The organism is Planctomycetaceae bacterium, from assembly GCA_039680605.1.
In the GTDB taxonomy this organism is placed as follows: domain Bacteria; phylum Planctomycetota; class Phycisphaerae; order SM23-33; family SM23-33; genus JAJFUU01.
The window spans coordinates 1-20,330 of sequence record JBDKTA010000009.1 but is presented as its reverse complement, the minus strand read 5'-3'; the positions used below and the strand labels follow the sequence as shown (position 1 = coordinate 20,330).

At 65.7% G+C, this 20,330-nt stretch carries 17 protein-coding genes; 7 read left to right on the top strand and 10 right to left on the bottom strand.

All coding sequences use genetic code 11. The features are described 5' to 3' along the window. Positions 1–10: 10 nt before the first annotated feature. The 3 genes from ABFD92_02800 to ABFD92_02790 form a co-directional block, all read right to left on the bottom strand. Positions 11–1,864 (bottom strand): hypothetical protein, encoded by a 1,854-nt coding sequence (locus tag ABFD92_02800; GenBank protein ID MEN6503445.1) that lies wholly within the window; start codon positions 1,862–1,864, stop codon positions 11–13. After that, positions 1,851–5,978 (bottom strand): hypothetical protein, encoded by a 4,128-nt coding sequence (locus tag ABFD92_02795; GenBank protein ID MEN6503444.1) that lies wholly within the window; start codon positions 5,976–5,978, stop codon positions 1,851–1,853. Before ABFD92_02795 ends, ABFD92_02800 begins: the two co-directional genes overlap by 14 nt. Before the next feature lie 149 nt (positions 5,979–6,127). Continuing rightward, complete coding sequence (locus ABFD92_02790; protein ID MEN6503443.1) at positions 6,128–7,198, bottom strand: DUF933 domain-containing protein; 1,071 nt, start codon at positions 7,196–7,198, stop codon at positions 6,128–6,130. A gap of 192 nt (positions 7,199–7,390) precedes the next feature. Between ABFD92_02790 and ABFD92_02785 the strand changes: the two genes are divergently transcribed. Together ABFD92_02785 and pdxA are read left to right on the top strand one after the other, a co-directional pair. Further along, the gene (locus ABFD92_02785; GenBank protein ID MEN6503442.1) at positions 7,391–8,035 is read left to right on the top strand and encodes a riboflavin synthase; all 645 of its coding nucleotides are present in this window, start codon (positions 7,391–7,393) and stop codon (positions 8,033–8,035) included. A 276-nt stretch (positions 8,036–8,311) separates the two neighbouring features. Next, on the top strand, positions 8,312–9,319 hold the full coding sequence (pdxA, locus tag ABFD92_02780; protein ID MEN6503441.1) for a 4-hydroxythreonine-4-phosphate dehydrogenase PdxA: 1,008 nt from the start codon (positions 8,312–8,314) through the stop codon (positions 9,317–9,319). 162 nt (positions 9,320–9,481) lie between these two features. Here pdxA and ABFD92_02775 read toward each other — a convergent pair whose 3' ends face one another. Together ABFD92_02775 and ABFD92_02770 are read right to left on the bottom strand one after the other, a co-directional pair. Further along, positions 9,482–9,850, bottom strand: a complete 369-nt coding sequence (locus ABFD92_02775) for a hypothetical protein (GenBank protein ID MEN6503440.1) — start codon at positions 9,848–9,850, stop codon at positions 9,482–9,484. A gap of 45 nt (positions 9,851–9,895) precedes the next feature. After that, complete coding sequence (locus ABFD92_02770; protein ID MEN6503439.1) at positions 9,896–10,567, bottom strand: hypothetical protein; 672 nt, start codon at positions 10,565–10,567, stop codon at positions 9,896–9,898. A gap of 355 nt (positions 10,568–10,922) precedes the next feature. Here ABFD92_02770 and ABFD92_02765 point away from each other — a divergent pair, with 355 nt between their 5' ends. Further along, positions 10,923–11,852: a GNAT family N-acetyltransferase gene (locus tag ABFD92_02765; protein ID MEN6503438.1), complete on the top strand. Its 930-nt coding sequence runs from the start codon at positions 10,923–10,925 to the stop codon at positions 11,850–11,852. Between the two features lie 25 nt (positions 11,853–11,877). Here the strand turns inward: ABFD92_02765 and ABFD92_02760 are convergent, their stop codons facing one another. Both ABFD92_02760 and ABFD92_02755 read right to left on the bottom strand, forming a co-directional pair. Further along, a complete protein-coding gene (locus tag ABFD92_02760; GenBank protein ID MEN6503437.1) occupies positions 11,878–12,516 on the bottom strand; it encodes a class II aldolase/adducin family protein in 639 nt (212 codons plus the stop codon). Between the two features lie 21 nt (positions 12,517–12,537). Beyond that, positions 12,538–12,813: a glycogen-binding domain-containing protein gene (locus ABFD92_02755; protein ID MEN6503436.1), complete on the bottom strand. Its 276-nt coding sequence runs from the start codon at positions 12,811–12,813 to the stop codon at positions 12,538–12,540. A gap of 363 nt (positions 12,814–13,176) precedes the next feature. On the opposite strand from ABFD92_02755, the gene ABFD92_02750 reads away from it, so the two are divergent. Beyond that, on the top strand, positions 13,177–13,965 hold the full coding sequence (locus ABFD92_02750) for a PEP-CTERM sorting domain-containing protein (protein MEN6503435.1): 789 nt from the start codon (positions 13,177–13,179) through the stop codon (positions 13,963–13,965). A gap of 2 nt (positions 13,966–13,967) precedes the next feature. Here ABFD92_02750 and recG read toward each other — a convergent pair whose 3' ends face one another. Both recG and ABFD92_02740 read right to left on the bottom strand, forming a co-directional pair. Beyond that, positions 13,968–16,043, bottom strand: coding sequence for an ATP-dependent DNA helicase RecG (gene recG, locus ABFD92_02745; GenBank protein MEN6503434.1), 2,076 nt, complete (start codon positions 16,041–16,043; stop codon positions 13,968–13,970). A gap of 16 nt (positions 16,044–16,059) precedes the next feature. Continuing rightward, positions 16,060–16,425 (bottom strand): LysM peptidoglycan-binding domain-containing protein, encoded by a 366-nt coding sequence (locus ABFD92_02740; GenBank protein MEN6503433.1) that lies wholly within the window; start codon positions 16,423–16,425, stop codon positions 16,060–16,062. Between the two features lie 258 nt (positions 16,426–16,683). Here ABFD92_02740 and ABFD92_02735 point away from each other — a divergent pair, with 258 nt between their 5' ends. Further along, positions 16,684–17,562, top strand: coding sequence for a hypothetical protein (locus ABFD92_02735; GenBank protein ID MEN6503432.1), 879 nt, complete (start codon positions 16,684–16,686; stop codon positions 17,560–17,562). Positions 17,563–17,568: 6 nt separating this feature from the next. Here the strand turns inward: ABFD92_02735 and ABFD92_02730 are convergent, their stop codons facing one another. Next, the gene (locus ABFD92_02730) at positions 17,569–18,252 is read right to left on the bottom strand and encodes a PEP-CTERM sorting domain-containing protein (GenBank protein ID MEN6503431.1); all 684 of its coding nucleotides are present in this window, start codon (positions 18,250–18,252) and stop codon (positions 17,569–17,571) included. Positions 18,253–18,588: 336 nt separating this feature from the next. Between ABFD92_02730 and bioA the strand changes: the two genes are divergently transcribed. After that, positions 18,589–19,944, top strand: coding sequence for an adenosylmethionine--8-amino-7-oxononanoate transaminase (gene bioA / locus ABFD92_02725; GenBank protein MEN6503430.1), 1,356 nt, complete (start codon positions 18,589–18,591; stop codon positions 19,942–19,944). Further along, on the top strand, positions 19,928–20,330 hold a 403-nt coding region (locus ABFD92_02720; GenBank protein MEN6503429.1), incomplete at its 3' end, for a dethiobiotin synthase. The genes bioA and ABFD92_02720, both read left to right, overlap by 17 nt.

Sequence of the window (20,330 nt, the reverse complement as noted above, 5' to 3'; positions counted from 1 at the left end):
TCCATCCCAATCAGTGGGCCGACGAGGACGCCGGGGCCGAGGCCGACGCGGGCGCCGTAGTGGCCGCTGTGTCTTCGGTCGGGTCTTCGCCCGGCGATACGTCGTCCGGCGCCATCGAGGCCAGTGCGTCTCCGGCCATCCGCGCCCAGAAGCTTACCGGTCCCTGGGCAACGATCTCATAGTACTCTCGCTCCTGGAGTTTGCCTTCCAGGTCGGGCGGAAGTTCCGCATGCAGGCGTCCCAGGGCGTAATTCGCTTCGGCGGAAAGGTAGTCGAGCGGACGCGCCGAGGCAAGAGCCTGCAGGTCTTTGGCCGCATGCAAGACGGCGGCGGGCGGCTGACCGGGCGTGGCCAGATCGGCCTTGGCCGCTTGCAGCCGGAGGAAAGGTCCGAGGGAACTGGCGGCGTGCGCGACGGCCAGCTCTCGCATTGCCTTGCGGTATTCCGGCGAGAAAGGATCAACCTGAAGGAATGCCCCCAGGGCGGCGGCGGCCTGCGGATCGACTTGCCAGGGGCCGGTTCCCGACCGTGTGACAACGCCGCCCTGCTGGATGACGGCGATGAGTCTTCTGGCGCTGAACAGGCGGTCGGTCAGGTAGGTGGTGCTGGGGAGTACGGCCTTGGGCACGAAGATGTCCGCTTCGCGGGCTTCCGGTCGGGTGTTCAGGACGGCGGCAGCGAGCCTCTTCTGGGCATCGAGAAGGTGTTCGATGGCCGCGTCGGCTTTGCCGTTCCTCAAGTCCAACTGGGCAAGCTGCAGCCGCGCGAGGGCGGCTTGTTGCGAGGAGGGGAAACTCTGCACCAGTCGCGTGAAGTCGGAGGCGGATCCCTGCAGGGGCCAGGTGGAGGTATAGGCCAGCAGTCCCGCGGCCATTGCTTGGCGGTCGACCTGCAGGCTCATGCCTTGTGCCTGCACCCAGAGGATCTCGGGCGCGCGGCGGCTGGCGGGGTGCGATTCCAGAAATTGTTTGCAGCTTTGAAAGATCCGGGACCTCTGGGCTTTGAGGTCAGACTCGATTTGATTCTCGAGGGTCTGTCCGGTCAGACCCTGGGCGTTGCTGGCCTTGAGCCAGTCGCTGAACTTGCGCGTTTCGAGCAGCGCATCGCCGGCCGGAAGGCCCTCGATCAGCAGGCGGTAGTCCAGTTCGTCGGCGCGGACCTGCGTGTAGAAGAGGGTGACGGGGGCGGCCGTCAGTGCCAGCAGCACCGGCCAGATGACGCCGGGTCGAAATCCGGTGAGGCTGGCCAGGGTCAGCACCATTCCGCAGGCCAGGACGGCGGCCACGGTCGCCACCAGGAACGGGGCGTACAGCACCCATCGCTGCAGCGACATGACGGTGGCGGTGTTGAGACCGAGGTAGCCCATCAGGTGCAGGTAGGCCGCGGCGGGGATCAGCCCCAGGATCGCGGCGACGAAAGGCATCTCGCTTCGCAGGCGGGTGCGGGCGGCCAGCAGGCATCCCACCGCCGAGACCATCGCCAGCACCGGCGTGTGGGAGACGACCGCCTGGATGACGATGAAGATGGCCGCGAATCGCAGGTGGTAGAGCACCGCGACGATGACCGGGACGAAGACCAGGATCGCCAGGATCAGGCCGGTAATGAGGATCATCCATGGATACTGCAGCACCGGCAGGGGATTGAGGAGGATGTGCCCGATGGGTTTCTTGACGTCCTGCAGGTACGCCATGGCGCTGAAGTTGATCCAGCGTCCGCTGGTGAGATATTGCTGGAATGCGCAGACGGCGGCGAAGAGGACAGCGCTGATCGTCATGGGCAACGCGGTCTTGCCCCAGGTGGCCTTGCGAAGCAACGGCCGCAGTCCGCGAGGGTGATCGAAGGGTTCCTTCTTATTTTGCAGCATGATCAGACTCGTCCCCCGCGGCGGGCTTGGCTCGGGAGTTCAGCCAGATGCGGTAGAAGATGTTGTTGTCGAGGAACATGGTGAACAGCGATTCGTTGGGCCAGGGGTAGGTGACTTCCTCGTCGAGCATCTGCCCCTTGACGACGCGGGCCTTGGACTTAAGGATCGGGATGCGCCCCTGGCGATAGCGGTGGTTGAAGTCGGCGCTCTGGGGCGTGCCCAGCAGAATCAGCCCGACCTGGTACTGCCCGACTCCGTTGGCGTCGGTGACGCCCTCCATGTACAGGTCATACTTGAGCCCGTCGAAGATCAGGTCGTTGACCACCGTGCCGTCCTCGCGAAGCTCGGCAAAGCCGGTCATGCGGCGGTAGGGGTATTGCGTGAGATTCAGACCCGGAAAAACGCGCGTGACGAACATCGGCGCCGCTCGCCCGCGAACGACGCCGTCGTGGGCCACTGTCTGCGCCACGCCCCGCGGGTGCAGCGGGTAGCGGCTGTCGATTGCCGAGGCGACGAGGTCTCTCAGCGGCAGGGTGCTGTCCTCGGTGCGGGTGAACGTGCCTTCGACGGTGTTGCCTGGGAAGGAACTCTTGAGCAGGCTTTGGACGGTATCGGTGGCCACCGCGCTGGTGAGCGACAGTCGCGTGCTGACCAGCGGCGTCGTGTCGTCCAGATGCACCGCGTAGTCGACCGCCAGCGTTCCCCCCGACAGCGAGGCGGCGTAATTCACCTTGCACAGCCCCTTCGACAGCGACGCCCATAGCGTCACCTGCCGCGGCTGGAACACTTTCCCGGTATTGGCGTCGGTCATCCGTAGAAGGTCCAGTTCGGCGCGGCCTGACAGATTCCAGGCCAGCAGGCGGGGCGTCTTTGCAGCGATCAGCTCCCCGGCGCGCTGGGCGAGGGCGGCCGATTCCGCCGCCGTCAAGGCCGCCGGCTGCGAGGTCGGCGCGTCGGGCGGGCCGGCGATCCATTCGGTCAACTCATCGGCGTCGATGTCGCCGGCCAGCAGCGTGAACGTGCCGGCGGGTTTGTCGGGAAGGTTCTCCAGGTCCGCCACCAGGGTGGCGGAGTTTTTCTCGAGTGAAATCTCCAGCGGTTCCAGCGTCAGGCGTTCGACGGTGATGTTCTGCAGCGCCCGGTCGGAGCGGACGTTCTGGGCGATCATCTGACCCTTGAGGGTGACCATCTTGCCCCGCACCCGCATGCTCAACCCGCGGCTGAATAGTTCAACCTGCGGCAGGACGCCGCCATGATCGTCGCGCCAGTGCATCCGCAGCGAAAAGTCGCCGCAGGGCAGGTAGGGCCTGACACTGCCCATAAGGCTCCCCAGCGCCGCCACATCGGGCGCCGAGGCCGTCAGATGCACCTCCCGGGGCGCCGCCTCGGGCAGGGCGCCGGCGCCCGGGGGTTTCAGCGCCCCGACAGCGCTGGCGCTGACGCGCAGCGACCCCACTTGAAGGTCCAGCGAGGTCAGGTCGAAGCTTCGCCCGTCGGCCCCGAAGGCGGTTTGCATCTTCGCCATCGCCGCCAGACCGGCGGGCTTGGTGAATCCGAACATGGCGGAATCGACGGCCAGTGTCTCGGCGTCAATGCGGGCGTTCAGTCGGGCGCCCTGGCCGGCGTCGGACAGGAGAACGTGCGTGTCGATCGCGCCGCTGAGGCGATGCTCGGCCACGGGGCCTTTGAGCTCGGGCACCAGGTCCAGCAGCGCCTCGTCGAGGCAGCACGTGGTGTGGAGGTTCACATGATACGAGTCCACGGCGGCCGGAACCGGCGCCAGCGGCGCCGAGGCCTCGGTGAACAGGGCCGTTCCGCCCAGGCGCACCGCGCTGCCGCCAATCACCAGGTTCAGCGAGTTGAGCGTCACGGCGGCTGTGCCCTTTTCCCGCACGAGCCGCCCGTCCATCCGCAGCCTCGCGGGCACGCCGGCGGGCTTGCGCCGGGGCAGGGGGCCGCCGGTGTCGAACGACATCGCGTCAGCGTCGCACTCCAGTGACAGATCGAGCGTCGCGGAGTCTTTCAACATCAGGGTCGCGTCGATATTCATCTCGCCCTGGAGTTGCCAGGGCTTCTCCCGGGCAGTACGCTGGTCGTCCACGGAGGGATGTCCGTACACGTTCATATTCGAAAACGCCACCTCCGCCTGCACGCTGCGGCGTTGGGGCCGAATCTGCAGCTTGCAGGCTGCGGTGAAGTCGCCGTCGATGACCCGCAGCCACTCGGGGCGGTCGGGCACGCACTGCAGGAGGGTTCGCGTGCCCGTCAGCGAAAACTTGCCCCCGGCGGCGATCATGCCGTCCTTGTCGGCGATCAGTGAGACGAATCCGTCGTCCAGCGCCAGGCGAGCCGGTCCCATTGTCGCGTCCAGGCTGATGTTGGTGCAGGCGGTCCTGCCAAGGTCGAACCCCGCCGCCATCGTCAGGCGCAAGGGCTGGCCCGGTGGCTTGGCCACGCGCCGGCCGATCATCAGCAGCGTCGAGCCCGGCACGTCGGCCGAAATGTGCAGGCCGATGTCGGCCGAGGGCTGGAGATACCACTTGCCCGTGGCCGAGCCCTGCAGGTCCATCTCACACTCTTTGCGCAGGCGAGCCCCCAGCATGTCCAGCAGCGACTGGGTGTCGTGGATCTCCCATTCGCCCCGCAGCTTCATGGCTGTCAGGTGCGCCAGGACCGCCTTCAGGACCGGCCCGTCCTCGTGGGCGATCTGCTCCATCGCGGCTCGGGCGTCGGGCAGCGTGCCGCGGGCGATGAGGCTGTTGCCGCCCAGGGACAGGCGGACCAGTTCCAGGTCGATCGCCGCCGTGCGCTGATCGAGCGTGGCCTCGACGTCCAGCAGCGCCCGGCGCCCGGCGACCTTGAGCACGTCGGCGCCGTACGCCACTTCGGCGTCGGAGGCGTTGAGGTTGGCCGCGAGGCGCACGCGCGGACCCTCGTGCAAAATGGTCAATCGCCCGACGCGGACGGGGCCGGAAATCGCCAACTCGCCCAGCGAATCGCTGCGACCGCTCAGCAAGGCCGCCAGGCGCGCCGGGTGAACGATGCCCTCGCTGATCTCCAGCGAGTCGATGTCGCCCAGCGCCTCGCCGCCGGCGCGCGTCATGATGCTGGCCTTGCCGCGCACGTCGATGCCCGGCAGCGCCACCTTGCCCTCGAGAACCTCCAGCAGTCCGTTGAGGTGGTACACCGCCTTGACGCTCAGGCCCGCCTGGGGCACCGGCGGAAGGCGCCGCCCTTGCAGCGGCTGAACGTCCAGGTTCTCAACCGACAGGTCCACCTCGAAGGGCAGATGCCCGGTAGTGCTGTCGGGGTCGAATGCCAGGTCGATCCATCCGCCGCATCGGCCTGAAAGCCTGCTGACCGGAAGGCTCAGCAGCTTCGCCAGGTGAAGCTGCGATAAGTCGATATTGCTGAAGCTCAGCCGAGTCCGCGCCGGGGCGGCGCTGCCATTGTATTGCAGGCTCACCGGCGCACAGGCGGGCGTCTGTTCCAGCAAGGCCGAGACCGTCACCGATCCCAGCGCGACGTGCTGAAGCTTTCCGGCGACGTACTCCATGTCGCTGACCTTGATGGTCATGGCCTGCGTCGACGGCGCCGGGACAATCCGGACCGTCGCGTTCTGCACGCGGATGTGCTGGGTTTTCAGATCGGACTGGAGCCCCTCCAGGGCGGCCAGGTTGCAGTTGCCGTCCTGGTCCTGGCGCACGTCGACTTCGAGCCCCTGGAGGGTCATCCACTCGATCCGGCGCCGCAGCAGCAAGTCCAGCGGCGAGAAGTCCACCCGCAGGCGGTCGACGAAGATCATCCTGCCCCCGCCGAATCGCGGCGGCTGGCGGAACGTCAGGTGGCGGATCTGGATGTCGTTGCGCCAGGCGACGGTGAAATCCTCGTCGGACGTCCTTCCGTCAGGGGCGACCATCCCCTCGCCGATGGTCACCACCAGGCCGCTCTGGCGGCTCAGTTCCCGCGTCAGCCAGTCGCGCACGTAATTGGTCGGCAGCCAATACGGCAGCGTGACGTAAACCGTCAGCAGCACCAGCGCCAGGACCACGGCCGCGCGCAGGATATTCTGCCACCACCGCCGTCGTTGAAGTTGTGCCTCGAATGCAGTCACGGTTTGCAGATTCTACCATGATCCGCGAGGGGGAGTAACCAGTCATCGGTAATCAGTAATCGGTAATCAGTAATCAGTGATCCGTAATCGGGTACTCGGTGACTACTGTTTACTGATTACCGATTACCGTTCACTGATTACTGCTGTCCCTACACGTTAAACCTGAAGTTGATAATGTCCCCGTCCTGAACGATGTACGTCTTGCCCTCGAGGCGGACTTTGCCTGCGGCGCGGGCGTTCTTGAACTCCCCGGCCGCTTTGTGGTCCTCAAAGCTGACCGTCTCGGCGCGGATGAACCCGCGGGCGATGTCGGAGTGAATCTCACCTGCCGCGACGACCGCTTCGGTGCCGGCGGGAATTGTCCAGGCGCGGCATTCGTCCTCGCCTGCCGTCAGGAAACTGATCAGCCCCAGACCACGGTAGCACGCCTGCACCAGGCGGTCGCGGGCGCTGCCGGTGAGGCCCAGGTCGGCCTGGAACTCCTGGCGCTCGGCCGGAGGCAGTTGGGCGATCTCGGCTTCGATCTTGGCCGAAAGCTGCAGCGCGGGCAGGTCATGCACTTTTTCAGGCGCGGGCTCGCCCAGCGACTCCTCGCCGCAGTTGAGCACCACGAGCATGGGCTTTTGCGACAGGAAGGCGAAGCTGCGCACGAGTTTGCCCTCGGCGTCGTTGGTCAGGGCCGAGCTGATGGGCTTTTCGTTTTCCAATGCCGCCAGCAGCCGCTCCATCAGCTCCAGCTCGCGCTGCTCGTCTTTGTGGTCGCGCGAGGGCTTCTTGATCGAGGCGTGCAGCTTGTCGATGCGGCTACTGACCTGGTCCATGTCGGCGAAGATCATCTCGGCGATGAGTTCCTCGACGTCGCCGGCCGGGTCGATGCGGTCGCGGTACGCCGGCGCGTCGGACTCTTCAAACGCCCGCACGACGAAAACGAGCATGTCGCTCTGCCGCATCGCCGCCCAGTGCGCGCGGGCGCGGGTGCGCCCGGCGTCGTCGGAGAGGTCCAGGCCGGGAAGGTCCACGAACTCCAGCTCAGCCGGCGTGGTCTTCTCGGGCTTGTAATGCTCCGAGAGCCAGTCCAGCCGCTCGTCGGGCACCTTGACCATCGCCATGTGAGGCTGGTCGCTGCGCGACAGGTCGACATGCGACCCGCCCGCCACGGCCACTGCCGAAAACAACATGCTCTTACCCGACTGCGGCGGACCAATCAGCGTTACACGCATTAGCGATTCTCCGAACGGGTGCCACGCACAACTCCGTTGTGCGTGTCCCTGAACCTGCGGCAAAGTTCCGAGGTCACTGAAGTGACCCGGCCGGGTCAGTTTACTGACCCCGGCAGCGAAAGCAAGGACGCCGCGCCGCCGATTGCCTTTTCAATGGCGAAACCGCCGCCCATTGCCTAGCATATTCCTGCCATGTTCACAGGAATCATACGACATGTTGGTGTTGTTAAAGCGGCGGTGGACCGCGGCGGTTCGCGGCGGCTGAGCATCGACGTTGGCCCGCTGGGGGCGGGGCTGGGCGTCGGCGACAGCGTGGCGGTCAACGGCGCGTGCCTGACGGCTAGCGCCGTTGCCGGCAGCGTTGCCGAGTTTGACGTGATCGCCGAGACGCTCGGGCGCAGCGGCTTGGGCAAGCTGTCGGCAGGGTCGCGCGTGAACCTCGAGCGGGCGCTGACGCTGCAGGACGGGATCGACGGGCACCTGGTGCAGGGGCACGTCGACGGCAGGGCGACGGTGAAGAACATCCGCCGCGGCAATGAATGGGTGATCGAGTTTGCGGCCGCCGCCGACGTGACGGACCAGATGGTGCCCAAGGGCTCGGTGGCTCTGGACGGCGTCTCGCTGACACTGGTCGACGTGGGCAATGGAACCTTCAGCGTGGCGATCATCCCCACGACGCTCAAGGACACGACGCTGGCCAATCTGCGGCCGGGCGATCAGGTGAACGTGGAAGTCGATCTCATCGGCAAGTACGTCCGGCGCTATCTGGCCCAGATCGCCGCCGGCGAAGGCGGGGGATTGTCTTTGGAAAAACTCCGCCGCGCGGGGTTCGTATGATGTCTTGGTTGGGCAGGCCCGAAGGGCCGGAATATCTTGGCCGGGGCCGTTAGGCCCCGGTAAGAGTCTTGTGAAAAGATGAGCCCCGAAGGGGCGGCACCTGCAATTGCGGCAGTGCCGCCCCTTCGGGGCTAAGCGATTTTAAAAGACTTTTCCTGGCCCTCACGGGCCCGGCGAGGATATGTCGGCCCTTCGGGCCTTGCAGACTGAGACCGGGTAAGAACTGGTTTTATCTCGTTGTATTCGTGTCATTCGTGACATTCGTGGACGTAATTGATGGATGACGCACGGCCCACAATCGGAATCACCATGGGCGACCCCTGCGGCGTTGGCGCCGAGGTGATCGTCAAGGCGCTGGCCTCGCGCGAGCTGCGCGCGCGGGCGCGATTCGTCCTCTTCGGATTCTACGAGCAGCTAGGCTACACGGCCGACACCGCCGAGATCGACCTGGGCGCCGTTCGCGTGCATCACGAGGAACTGCGGCGTTTCGAGGTGGACATGGTGGCCGCCGATTACGACGAAGTCGCGCAGCCGGCCTCGATGCCGCGCGGCCCCAGCCGACTGGGCGGGCTGGCGTCGCTGGCGTTTCTGGAAGACGCGATCGCCGCGGCGCGGACAGGCGTCATCGACGCCCTCGTCACCGCCCCGATCTCGAAGACCTCGTGGCAGATGGCCGGGGTCAAGCGGTTTCCCGGACATACCGAACTGCTGGCCGAGCGCTGCGGCGTGCGGAACGTGACGATGATGTTCGTCTCGCCGCAGCTCAAGGTCGCGCTGGCCACCACGCACCACGCCATCGCCGACCTGCGGAACCTGATCACCATCGGAGCCGTCTTCAACCCGATCGACCTGGCCGACCAGGCCCTGAAACGCTGGTTCGGCGTGGCCAAGCCCAAGATCGCCGTCGCCGGCCTCAACCCCCACGCCGGAGAGGAGGGGCGCTTCGGCGACGAGGAATCCCGCATCATCGCCCCGGCGATTCTGCTGGCGACCGAGGCCGGAATCGACGCCGTCGGGCCATTCCCGGCCGACACGATCTTCCGCCAGGCGACCGAGAGCAAGTTCGACTGCGTAGTGGCGATGTATCACGACCAGGCGCTGATCCCCATCAAGCTGCTGGCGTGGGACACGGCGGTGAATCTCACGCTGGGCCTGCCGATCATCCGCACCAGCCCCGACCACGGCACGGCGTTCGACATCGCCGGTCGCAACAAGGCCAACCCCGCCAGCATGATTGCGGCCATCGAGTTGGCGATCACCCTGGCGGGGAAAAAGACGAAGTGAAACGTGTTGGATGATTGGATGGGTGGATGATTGGATGGGTGGATGGCGAGATGATGTTTCCATCCATCCATCCATCCATCCATCCATCCATCCATCCATCCATCCATCCATCCATCCATCCATCCATACTCCATTAGCCCGTCTCTCACTTGCCCATGTGCGTCACATGCGGTTCATGGGCATAAAGAATCCCACACACACCAGGACGAATATCCCCAGAAACAGAACCGTCGCGCCGATGTTGACGGCGTTCTTGGCGCGGGCGTTGAAGGGGATGAACTCTTTGGCAATAAGCATTGGGACCAGAGCGATCAATGCCTGACCGAGAAACATCTGAGAGGCGTTAATCATCAGTTGAGTCATCTTCGGTAGCTGCGTCCCCATTTTGGAGAAGATAGGCTCAAATGTCGGCACGACCACTGCGATTGTCGTCCCTGCAAGCACGCCGGCCAGCGACACGGCGACGACCCAGAAGTACGAGGGTTTCTTCACCTGCACCTGCGGCCCAGACTCAAAGCCGGCAATGCTCATCGCTCCCCATTCCCTTCACCGGCTACTGGCCACCGGCTACCAAACTCAGCGCATGACCCACTGTTTGCTGGCGAAGACGGCCGGGTTGTAGATCCGGGCCGAGGCCTCGCCGGGCAGGGTGTAGGTGAGCTGCAACTGCTTGGTCAGCAGGAGCTGGTCGGTCATGATTTCCTTGGCCTGGCCGCGCGGGTCGTACTGCATCACCTTGACCGGCTGGGGCAGTTTCACCACGGCCGTCTCGCCGCTGAGCCCGCCGACGAAGATGTCGAATGCCCCGGCGGCGGGATCGATGTCCTGCCAGATCGCCACGCTGTGGCGGGCGTTGTCTTCGCCCTGCAGGAGGGTCTTGTCGGTCAGGCTGGTCATGGTCACCAGCAGCGGAAGGTTGTGGAGCTCTTTGATCTTGTTGAACACGAACGTCGGCGTGTTGCGCCCGGCGGGCATCAGTTGGCCGGTATTGGTGTACAACTCGAAGGCCGGCACGTAGGCGCGGTCCTGGCCGGTTCGGTTGGTGACGGTGAAGATCACGTACCAGAACGTGCGTTTGGTCGTCTCGCCGGGGAGGGTGACCTGGATGGGGCGCGGCGGGTCGTAGCGGAAGTCGAACTGCCACTTGAACTGGGCTTCGGAAGGCTTGGGCGGTTCGCTGTACGCGATGTTGACGGTCAGAGTCGCCGCGATGGCGGCCAGCAATGCCATAGTCAGCAGTCGTCTCATGATCAAACTCCACAAAGGCGGTGGGTCCGCGTTTAATGGTATCGACCCGCGCCACGCGGACGCCTTAAAGAATAAGCTTCGCGTGCGGGTTTATCAAGAGGGGAAAAGGCAATTCGTCGCGGGCGGAGGGGGAAGAAACCGACGACGAGGACGAGGACGACGACGAGGACGACAAGAAAGACATTCCGCCGCATCCGTTAGTTAGCGGCGGGGCTTGCCCCGCGCGTTCGTAATCAACCAAACAACCGCGTCGAGCAAGCTCGATCGCTAACGGGAGAAGAGGTCTTATCTCGTCCTCGTCCTCGTCGTCGGTTTTTCTTCCCCGTTTTTTGCCGCGACTCGTTACCATTCTGCCATGCCCGACGTAGATATGCAGATTGCCCCGGTTCCGGCGCGCCATCGGCGTATGGCGATGGGGTTTGTCGCCGCCGGGCGCGACAGCGGATACATGGCCGCCCAGCGGGCCTCGGCCTTGCGACGCCTGTTTGACTCGCGCGTGGGCGAGGCGTGGCTGTGGTGGGTGCGGCAGTGGGGGCGTTGCCAAGCCGCGGCCATGATCCTGGCCGGAGCGGGTCGCACGGGCATGCTCTACTACAGCCCCCCGGGGGCGCCCGGGGTCGACGAGGAATCGCTGACGACGCTGCTGGCGACCCTGGCGCCGGCGGCGATGGCCGAAGGTCCGCTCTCGCTGGTCCAGGCGGCCTGCTCGCCCGAAGACCATCGCGACGTCGACCTGCTGCGCGGGGCGGGGTTCGAGCTGCTGGCCGAACTGATCTACATGCGCCTGGACCTGGCGACGCCGCCGGAAGAGTTCGAAGAGCCGGCCATCGTCTGGCGGCGATACGGGCAGTTCACGCAGGACCAACTCGCCGCGGTCATCAAGGCATCCTACGAACAGTCGCTGGACTGCCCGCCGCTGCGGGGCAGGCGGCAGATCGCCGACGTGATCGCCGGGCACAAGGCCAGCGGCGCGTTCTCGCCCAAGTCGTGGTGGATCGCCTTCATTGATGAGGTTCCTGCCGGCTGCGTGCTGGTCAACGCCTCGCATGACGGGCTTGGGGCCGATGTGGTGTACCTGGGGGTGGCCGCTGCTGCCCGCGGCAAAGGCCTGGGGCGCAAACTCCTGTCGCGGGCGGCGGCGCAGGCGTACATGTCCGGTTATCAATGCCTGACGCTGGCGGTGGACGCGGGCAACACGTACGCGATGCGTCTCTATCAGGACGCCGGGTTCCGCGAGCAATACCGCCGCGTGACCTACGCGATGTTCCCGTTGGAGAAGTTGTGAGTGGTGAGTTGTGAGTGAGCACAACTCACTGCAGCTTCTGGCGGATCACCTCGAAGTCGAGCTTGCGGATGATGTCCTGCGTGCGGCGGGGCAGGGGGCGCGGTCGCCCGGCGACGAGGGCGGCCATCTGCACGCGAGCCTGGTCGTCGATCACGATCGTGCGCGTCAGGGCCTGGCGCATGGTGGCGCCGAAGGTCACCAGGCCGTGATTGCGGATGGCGACGCAGTTGGCCCCGCCGGCGGCGGCCTGGGCGACCGCCCGGGCGAACTCGCTGCCGCCGATCATCATGTAGGGCAGATGCACGACGTGGTCGACGAAGGTCACGAAGTCCGGCGTGAAGGGCTGGAGGTCCTGCCCGCCGGAGATCAGCCCGACGACCGTGGCGGGGTGGGAGTGGCAGATGAAGTTGACGTCGCTTCGGGCCTGCAGCACGCGCAGGTGCAGCTCGAACTCGCAGGTGGCCTTGGCGCCGCGAACCTGGCGCTCGCGCGCCAGATCGACAACCGCCCAGTCCCGCGCGGGGATCGCGTCCACATCGTATCCGCTGGGCGAGCAGATCATCCGCCGCCCGTCGCGGGCGCTGATGTTGCCGCCGGGCCCGGCGACCAGATTCGCCCGCACCATTCGCCGACCCATCTCCGTCAGTTCCGCGATCACACTCATCAGATACTCCGGGGCGATGCCTTACTTCACACTGAAGACGGAGTTGAACGTCCCAACGTCGTTGGCGGCGATGTCGCTGCAGTCGGGGTCCAGGATCCACTTGCCGTCGACGACGAACTTGTACTCGTATGTTCCCCTGGACATCGGCACTTCGGCGATGAACTGCCCGTCCTTGTTCAGCCGCATCGGCTGGGGCGTCCATTCATTGAATGTCCCGGCCAGTTCCGCCTTCTTGGCCCCGTCGACAGACTGGAGCACGAACCGGTACGTCCCTTTCCTGCGTCCTTTGGTGACCATAATTTCCGTCCTTCGCTCTGCCATGTCGCAGATGCTGACATTATATCCAATCGTTGGAATTATCGCCTGTAACCCGGTTTGAGTCGAGCCGCCAGGCAAAGTTTTGGCGAGGAATATTCAGCAGTGACGCCCGCCGGAGACTGGTTCTGTGGCTATTTGTGCAGAAAAGATACCAAAATGCCACATTTGGCTTGACAGGTACGGGTATTTGTGGTACGGTCTTCCTTGTATTCGGCTGTGTTATCAGCCTGTCTGGCTTCATTTATTAAGGCAGAGGCAGACTCACTTCTGGCTGAGACACATGAAGGGCCGGGTCATGTTCTGGTTCGTGTACTCATATGCCCTTTTTCCGGAGTCATTCAAATGAAGATGTCGGCAATCACGATTGTTGCAGCCACCGCGGTATTGGTTTTGATGGGCAGTTCAGCCTCGGCGGGGTTGATCCACCAGTGGACCTTCGACGACTCCGCCAATCGGTTAGCTGACACGGGAAGTTCGCCGTCGGGTCTGGCCATAGTCAGCGGCAGTGCCGGCTACATCTATGGCAGGGATCCCAACCCGGCCAGGGCCATGCTTCTGTTTGGCTACAGCAAAGCCGCCACAACGGTGACGAGTTTCGGGTCCAGTTTTACGATGGAGACATGGCTGTATCTTGATGCCGCCGGGAGCAACGGCTGGCTCAGGCCCATGAACGGCTGGACGCAGAGCCCGTGCTCGTTGCACATGGGCAACAACATGATCGGCACGACTGTCGGCGCCAATCCCTCATACTCCGCAACAGCCACCGCGGGCGGAGCCTGGAGCGCGCCGATGTACACGTGGATCTTCATCGCAGTAGTGGCCGACGCGGCAAACGGCGTGGCGAAAACTTATGCCAAAAGCACCAATGATGCGGCTCTTACTCTGGTCGCTCAGGGCGCGTATAACGGCTCATCGACGGCCGCTAATGCCTTCGCACTCGGCGATAGCACCAAGTATGCCGGCAGCACCAGGTTTGAATGGGTTGTCGTGCATGATCAGGTTCGGACGGTAGATCAGATCATCGGCGACATGAGCGGCAACTTCGTAATTCCTGAGCCTGCGACGATGAGCCTGCTGGTTCTGGGCGGTTTGGCGGGGTTGATCCGCCGCCACCGCAACTGCGGGCGGTAGAACTACGCCCCGCCCAGGAGGTTGAGCTTTCCGGCGTACGCGCGGAGCACCTCGCGGCGAAGCTGCTGGTGGTGGGGGGCGTTGAGCCCGGGGTCGCCGTTGACGATGGCGAAGGCGTCGCGGCGCGCCAGCCGCAGCAGATCGAAATCTTCCACCAGGTCGGCCACTTTCAGCTCCGGCAGACCGTGCTGGCGCGTGCCGAAGATCTCGCCCGGACCGCGCAGGCGCAGGTCCTCCTCGGCGATCTCGAACCCGTCGTGCGTCTTGACCAGCACGGCCAGCCGCTCGTTGGCGGTGACGTTGCGGGGCGTGGTCACCAGCAGGCACGCGGCGTTCTGCCGGCTGCGGCCGATGCGACCGCGGAGCTGGTGGAGCTGCGCCAACCCGAACCGCTCGGGATGCATCACGACCATGACGTTGGCGGCAGGAACATCCACGCCGACCTCGACGACCACCGACGCCACGAGCACCTTGGCCGCGGCGCTGCGAAAGGTTTCCATCGCCGCGTTCTTGTCGGCGGCACTCATCTGCCCATGCACCAGCGCCACGCCGAACTCGCTGAGCGGTCCGGCGGACAACTCGTGGTATGCTTCCTCGGCGGCCTTGAGCTCCAGGTCCGGCGAGGGCGTCACCAGCGGATAGATGAAATACGCCTGCTGCCCCGCGCGGAGCTTGTCGGCCACGAACGCCAGCACCTCATCGAAGCGAGCAGCGTCGACCGTGCGCGTGGTGACGGTTCCGCGCCCCGGCGGCAAGGCGTCGATGATCGAGACGTCCAGGTCGCCGAAGACCGTCATCGCCAGCGTGCGGGGGATGGGGGTGGCCGTCATCACCAGGTAGTGCGGCGCGAAGCCCTTGCCGCGGAAACTCGTTCGTTGTCGCACGCCGAACTTGTGCTGCTCATCGACGACCACCAGCGCCAGGTCGGCGAACCGCACGCCCTCGCTGATCAGCGCGTGCGTGCCCACGATGATGTTGGTCTTGCCCGATTCCAGGTCGGCCAGAATCGCCTGGCGCTGGGCGGCGCCCTGCCCGCCGACGAGCATGGCGATGTGTACCCGCGAGCCGGCCAGGTATTCCTGAATCTTTTCGAAGTGCTGGGTGGCGAGAATTTCGGTCGGGGCCATGATGGCCGCCTGTTTGCCCCGCGCCACCGCCAGCAGCGCCGCGTACAGCGCCACGACCGTTTTGCCGCATCCGACGTCGCCCTGGAGCAGGCGGTTCATGGGGCGGTCGCGCTGGAGGTCCGCCACGATCTCGGCGACGGCTTTGTTCTGCGCATCGGTCAGCGGGAAGGGAAACCGCCGGCGGATGTGCTCGTCGATGGCGGGCGAAAGCTTCAGGGGGTGTGCGGGGCGGCTGATTTCCGACATCCGAGTGATGGCGATGCCCAACTGCATCACCATGCACTCGTCGTACGCCAGGCGGCGGCGGGCGGCGCCCCAGTGTTCCTTGTCCTCGGGGCGGTGCATGGCCTCGACGGCCGCCGGGCGGCTCATCAACCCGCGCTGCTCGAGGTATTCCTGGTCGTACCATCGCGGGATCAACCGCCGCGCCTCGGGCAGGACGTGCTTGACCAGCGCCGCGATCATCCCGCTGGTCAGAGCCCCGCCGGCGGGATACACCGGCAGCAGCTCGTCGCGATCGAGCTTGGTCTCCTGCGGATCCCAGAGCACCTGGAAGCGCGGGTTGACGAGCTGAAGCTGCTCGCGATAGAGGCCCACGCGCCCGCTGACGGCCAGGTGTACGCCCGGGCGGATGCGCGCGGCGAGGTACCCGCCGTGGAACCACTTGACCATCACGTGGTCGGTCTGGTCGGCCAGCTCGATCTGAAAGAACGGCTTGGGTCCCCAGTTGTGCTCGTGGACGGCCATCACTTCGCCGGCGACGGTGGCGGCCTCTTCACTGCCGCGCAGCGTGTTCATCGGCTGCACCTGCCGGCGCAGGTCGAAGCGGAAGGGGAAGTAGGTCAGCAGGTCCTCGACGGTGACGATGCCGAGCTGCGCAAGCTGCTGGGCGCGCACCGGCCCGACTCCCTTGACGTACTGCACGGGCGTGTCGAGCGTGAGATCGGCCACGCGGCCCTCGCTGGCGTTACCGGGAAGGGATCTTGATGACCTGCCCGACCTTGAGCGCCGAAGGCGACAGACCGGGGTTGGCTTCCATGATCTCTGAGGCGCGCTTGCCCTGTCCGAGCGTGCGCTGGGCGATGGACCAGAAGGTGTCGCCCTTCTGGACGGTGTAGTTGACGTACTGCGGCAGCACGGGCTGGGGCTTGGGCCCGCCCGGAACCGGCGTGACGTCATCGTCGCCGCTGCGATAGCGCGGCGTGTACGGCTGAACCGATTCGAGCGGCCGCGGCTGGGCCAGGGTCATCCGCTCGGGCTCGGGGGCCTTGGTCTGGTTGCATCCGAGGGTGAAAAACGCCGCCCATGTCGCGGCAAGCACACAATACTTCATAGGTTATTCCTTCCCTGTCTGGGGGGAAAAGATCACTCTTGCCCCGCCGGGGATGATATCATTGTCCAGCCGCGTGTCAAGCGGGAGGCAGCCAACGGTGTGATGCCTCAGTCACGGGGGGAAAAGTCGTGCCGGTAACGCTTACCGCGGCAAGTATCCATCGAAGCCCAAAAGATGGCTTCGATAGATACTTGGTGCCTCCGCCGCGACTTTTCTCCAACGCATGAGTAGACGACCAACGCCGGGGGATGGTGAGCGATGAGCGGACAGAATATCATGATCAGTGTAGCTTTGCTGGGGGCGTGCCTGGCCGGGGGATGCGCCGATTACACGCGGCAGTCGGGGGCGGAGCGGGGACTGATCATCGTCCTTCCGGGCGTGCAGGGGCCCGACGCCCTGACGTCGAACATCCGGCGTGGTCTGATCGACGGCGGCGCCGACCGCGCCATCGTGGTGCAGTCCTGGGGCAAACCGATTCCGCTGGCCGGCGTCCTGATCAACCAGGTCGACGTCCTCGGCGCTCGCATCGACGCCTCGGCCATCGCCGGGCGGATTGTGGCTTACCAGCAGGCGTTTCCGGGCAGGCCGGTACACGTGGTCGGGCACAGCGCCGGCGGGGCGCTGGCGGTGTTTGTCGCCGAGTCGCTGGCGTCAAAACGCCAGGCCCAGCCCATTGACGGGCTGGTGCTGCTGTCGGCGAGCATCTCCTCCGGATACGACCTGACCAAGGCCCTGGGCATGTGCAGGCGCGGAATCCTGAACTGCTACAATCCCGAGGATGTCGCCCTGCTGGGTGTCGGGACGGCGATCCTGGGCAACCTCGACGGCGGGCACGGAGCGTCAGCCGGTCTCAACGGTTTCCGGCCGCCGGACCAGGATGACGCTTCGTCGGCCAGCATAGATGCCTACATGCGGTTGACGCAGCAACCGGTGAGCGGGCGCGGCAGCGCGCACTTCGCCTCGACAAGTCCGGACTTCGTCGCGGAAGTTCCCGCGCCGTGGATCCTGTCAACGCAGGCGGCGGAAGTGGCAAGTCCGTCCCATCCTCCCGCTGCCCGGGCCGACCCGCCTTCACCCGCGCCAGCCGTGGTGACGCCCGACCAGTGGGTGCCCGTCCCACACGGCGGGGGCAGGTAGCCGGTCCTACGCCCGGCGGTTGCGGCGCCAGCGCATCGCCAGGTAGGGCACGCCCAGCAGCGTCATCAACATCGTCGCCGGTTCAGGGGCGTGAATCACCGCCACGGCGTCGATGTCGGCCCCGGACCATTTGCCGTAGTGGTCCGACTGCGGCCACTGGTTCGGGTCGTCGGTCAGGCGCACGTAGTAAAAGTGGTCGCTGTGGGAGAATCCGTAGGCGTCGATGTCGACCCCTGCCGTCGCGCCGCCGACGCTGCCGACGGAGTACCAGGTCGCGCCGTCCTTGCTGATCTCGACCGACATCGACTCGACGACCGGTCCGACTTCGAAGATCCACAAGTCGTAGCAACTGGTTCCGCAGCCGGACAGGAAGTTGTCCGTGAACTTCAGCGTCAAACTGCCGCCGTTGCCCAGCGAAACGAACTGGCCGATGTTATGCTCGGTGGCCCCGGGCAGCGGGGGGGTGTAGTTCGGCGTGCCCAGAGCGTCGGCGGGGTTCTGCCACCGCACGTCCGGGGCGTCGATCCCCGCGCCGGGCGTATACGCCACCACCTCGTCGGCGAACGCCGCGATTCCCTGGGGGAACTCGATCCCGCCGATAATCTCCGCCGACGCGGCCGACGCCGCCATCGCCACGACACACGCCGCAACCGCCAGCGGTCGTGACGCCAAACGCATTGTCCTGATCATGTTCATAGCATTCTCCGCCTCCATGGCAGATCAGCTCTGCGACAAGGCCGCCACCTGCGCAGCACACGCCGCGCCGGGGTCGACCGATAGACTCCCCGTCCCGGATCGAATCCGGACGGGCCGTACCTCCTGCCTGCGCAGGGCGTGAGCCGGACGAGCCGCGCACGAATAAGCCCGCCGCCCTGCGCAGAGGTTCCTCTAAGGACAAATCACCTCCTGCTCAAACTATCGTTTCTGGGCACCGTCCCTCCGGGCGATGCATCAGCACCGTAGGATTCGCCCCACCGCCGGGCCAATCGCCTTGCAGGAAATTTGACGCCTCCGTACGATATGCCCATGAAGAAACCCGCCGACGATCTCATCGCAGCCGACAAGCAGTGCCTGTGGCATCCATTCACGCCCGGGCAGATCTGGCTCGACAGCGGCGACGAACCCGCGCGCCTGATCGTCGAGGCCCAAGGCTTCCGACTGATCGACAGCCGCGGGGACTCGTTCATCGACGGATTCTCCAGCCTCTGGTGCAATCTGCACGGTCATCGCGTGCCGCAGATCGACGCCGCGATCCGCGCTCAGCTTGAGAAGGTCAGCCACACGACGCTGCTGGGCCACGCCAGCGGGCCCAGCATCGAACTGGGCCGGCGACTCGTGCAGCACGCGCCGCCGGGCCTGGCCCGCGTGTTCTACAGCGATAGCGGCGCCACCGCCGTCGAGGTCGCCCTCAAGATGGCGTACCAGTACTGGCTGAATCGCGGCCGCCCGCGCCGGCGGTTCATGGCCCTGCAGCACGGATACCACGGCGACACGATCGGGGCCGTCAGCGTCGGCGGGATCGACAGCTTCCACCAGATCTTTCGCCCGATGCTGTTCGAGACGACCCTCATGCCCTCGCCCTGTCCGTATGTGCATCCGCTGGGCGCCTCGGCCGTGCCCGCCGTGCTCGAGCAGATCGAGCAGGCGCTGGCCGCCGCGCCGGAGGAGTACTGCGCGATGATCGTCGAGCCGCTGGTCCAGGGCGCCGGCGGCATGCTGACGCACGGCGAGGGGTTCCTCGCCGGGGTGCGCGAGATCACGCGCCGCCACGACGTGCTGCTGATCGTCGACGAAGTCGCCACGGGCTTTTGCCGAACCGGGCGCTTGTTCGCCTGCGAAAACGAAGACGTCGCGCCGGACCTGATGTGCCTGGGCAAAGGCCTCAGCGGCGGGTATCTGCCCCTGGCGGCTACGCTGGCGACGCGGGAGATCTTCGACGCCTTCAGCGACGGCGGCGACAAGACGTTCTTTCACGGACACACGTTCACCGGAAACGCCCTGGCGTGTGCGGCCGGCGTGGCGAGTTTCGACCTGATCTTCTCCAGCGGCCTGCTCGATACGCTGTCGGCCAAGGAGGAACTGATCGCCCGCCGCCTGGGGGAACTGGCGGACCATCCGCACGTGGCCGAGGTTCGCCAGCGCGGCATGATGGTGGGGGTCCAGCTCGTGCAGGATCGCGCGGCGCGGCAGGAGTTCGACCCGGCCCTGCGGACCGGGGCGGGGGTCTGCATGCACGCGCGGCGACACGGCGTGCTCACGAGGCCGCTGGGCGATGTTGTCGTCCTCATGCCCGCCCCGGCGATGGATCTGGCCACGCTGGACGAACTGCTCAAGGCAACCGTAACGAGCATCCGCGAGTACTTCGATGGAACAAGGATTTGATTTTGACATCTCGCGATGGCCGCCGCTGCCGCGCCTGCGCGGGCTGATGGTCGTCGGCACCGACACCGGCGTGGGCAAGACGCTCATTGCCGGAGCTATCGCGCGCCGCCTGCGCCTGGACGGGCGGCGGGTGGCGGTCTTCAAGCCGGCCGCCAGCGGTTGCCGCCGCTATCGAAACGACCTCGTCAGCGCCGACGCCGAGTTCCTCGCCGCCTGCGCCGACACCACGCAGTCGCTGGCGCAGATCGCCCCTGTTCGCTTCGCCCAGCCGCTGGCGCCAAACGTGGCCGCCGAAAAGCTCGGCCAGAGCGTCGACCTCGACGCCATCTTCGACGCCTATCGCCAACTGCCGCGGTTTGGCGAGGTGGCCGTCGTCGAAGGCATCG

Excerpts from the sequence above, each read along its gene's own strand:
- ABFD92_02735 (MEN6503432.1), top strand. The coding sequence starts at position 16,684 with ATGAGCGGACAGAATATCATGATCAGTGTAGCTTTGCTGGGGGCGTGC.
- ABFD92_02775 (MEN6503440.1), bottom strand. The coding sequence starts at position 9,850 with ATGAGCATTGCCGGCTTTGAGTCTGGGCCGCAGGTGCAGGTGAAGAAA.
- ABFD92_02800 (MEN6503445.1), bottom strand. The coding sequence starts at position 1,864 with ATGCTGCAAAATAAGAAGGAACCCTTCGATCACCCTCGCGGACTGCGG.
- ABFD92_02730 (MEN6503431.1), bottom strand. The coding sequence starts at position 18,252 with ATGATCAGGACAATGCGTTTGGCGTCACGACCGCTGGCGGTTGCGGCG.
- ABFD92_02760 (MEN6503437.1), bottom strand. The coding sequence starts at position 12,516 with ATGAGTGTGATCGCGGAACTGACGGAGATGGGTCGGCGAATGGTGCGG.
- ABFD92_02750 (MEN6503435.1), top strand. The coding sequence starts at position 13,177 with ATGAAGATGTCGGCAATCACGATTGTTGCAGCCACCGCGGTATTGGTT.
- pdxA (MEN6503441.1), top strand. The coding sequence starts at position 8,312 with ATGGATGACGCACGGCCCACAATCGGAATCACCATGGGCGACCCCTGC.
- ABFD92_02755 (MEN6503436.1), bottom strand. The coding sequence starts at position 12,813 with ATGGTCACCAAAGGACGCAGGAAAGGGACGTACCGGTTCGTGCTCCAG.
- ABFD92_02785 (MEN6503442.1), top strand. The coding sequence starts at position 7,391 with ATGTTCACAGGAATCATACGACATGTTGGTGTTGTTAAAGCGGCGGTG.
- ABFD92_02740 (MEN6503433.1), bottom strand. The coding sequence starts at position 16,425 with ATGAAGTATTGTGTGCTTGCCGCGACATGGGCGGCGTTTTTCACCCTC.
- bioA (MEN6503430.1), top strand. The coding sequence starts at position 18,589 with ATGAAGAAACCCGCCGACGATCTCATCGCAGCCGACAAGCAGTGCCTG.
- ABFD92_02790 (MEN6503443.1), bottom strand. The coding sequence starts at position 7,198 with ATGCGTGTAACGCTGATTGGTCCGCCGCAGTCGGGTAAGAGCATGTTG.
- ABFD92_02770 (MEN6503439.1), bottom strand. The coding sequence starts at position 10,567 with ATGAGACGACTGCTGACTATGGCATTGCTGGCCGCCATCGCGGCGACT.
- ABFD92_02765 (MEN6503438.1), top strand. The coding sequence starts at position 10,923 with ATGCCCGACGTAGATATGCAGATTGCCCCGGTTCCGGCGCGCCATCGG.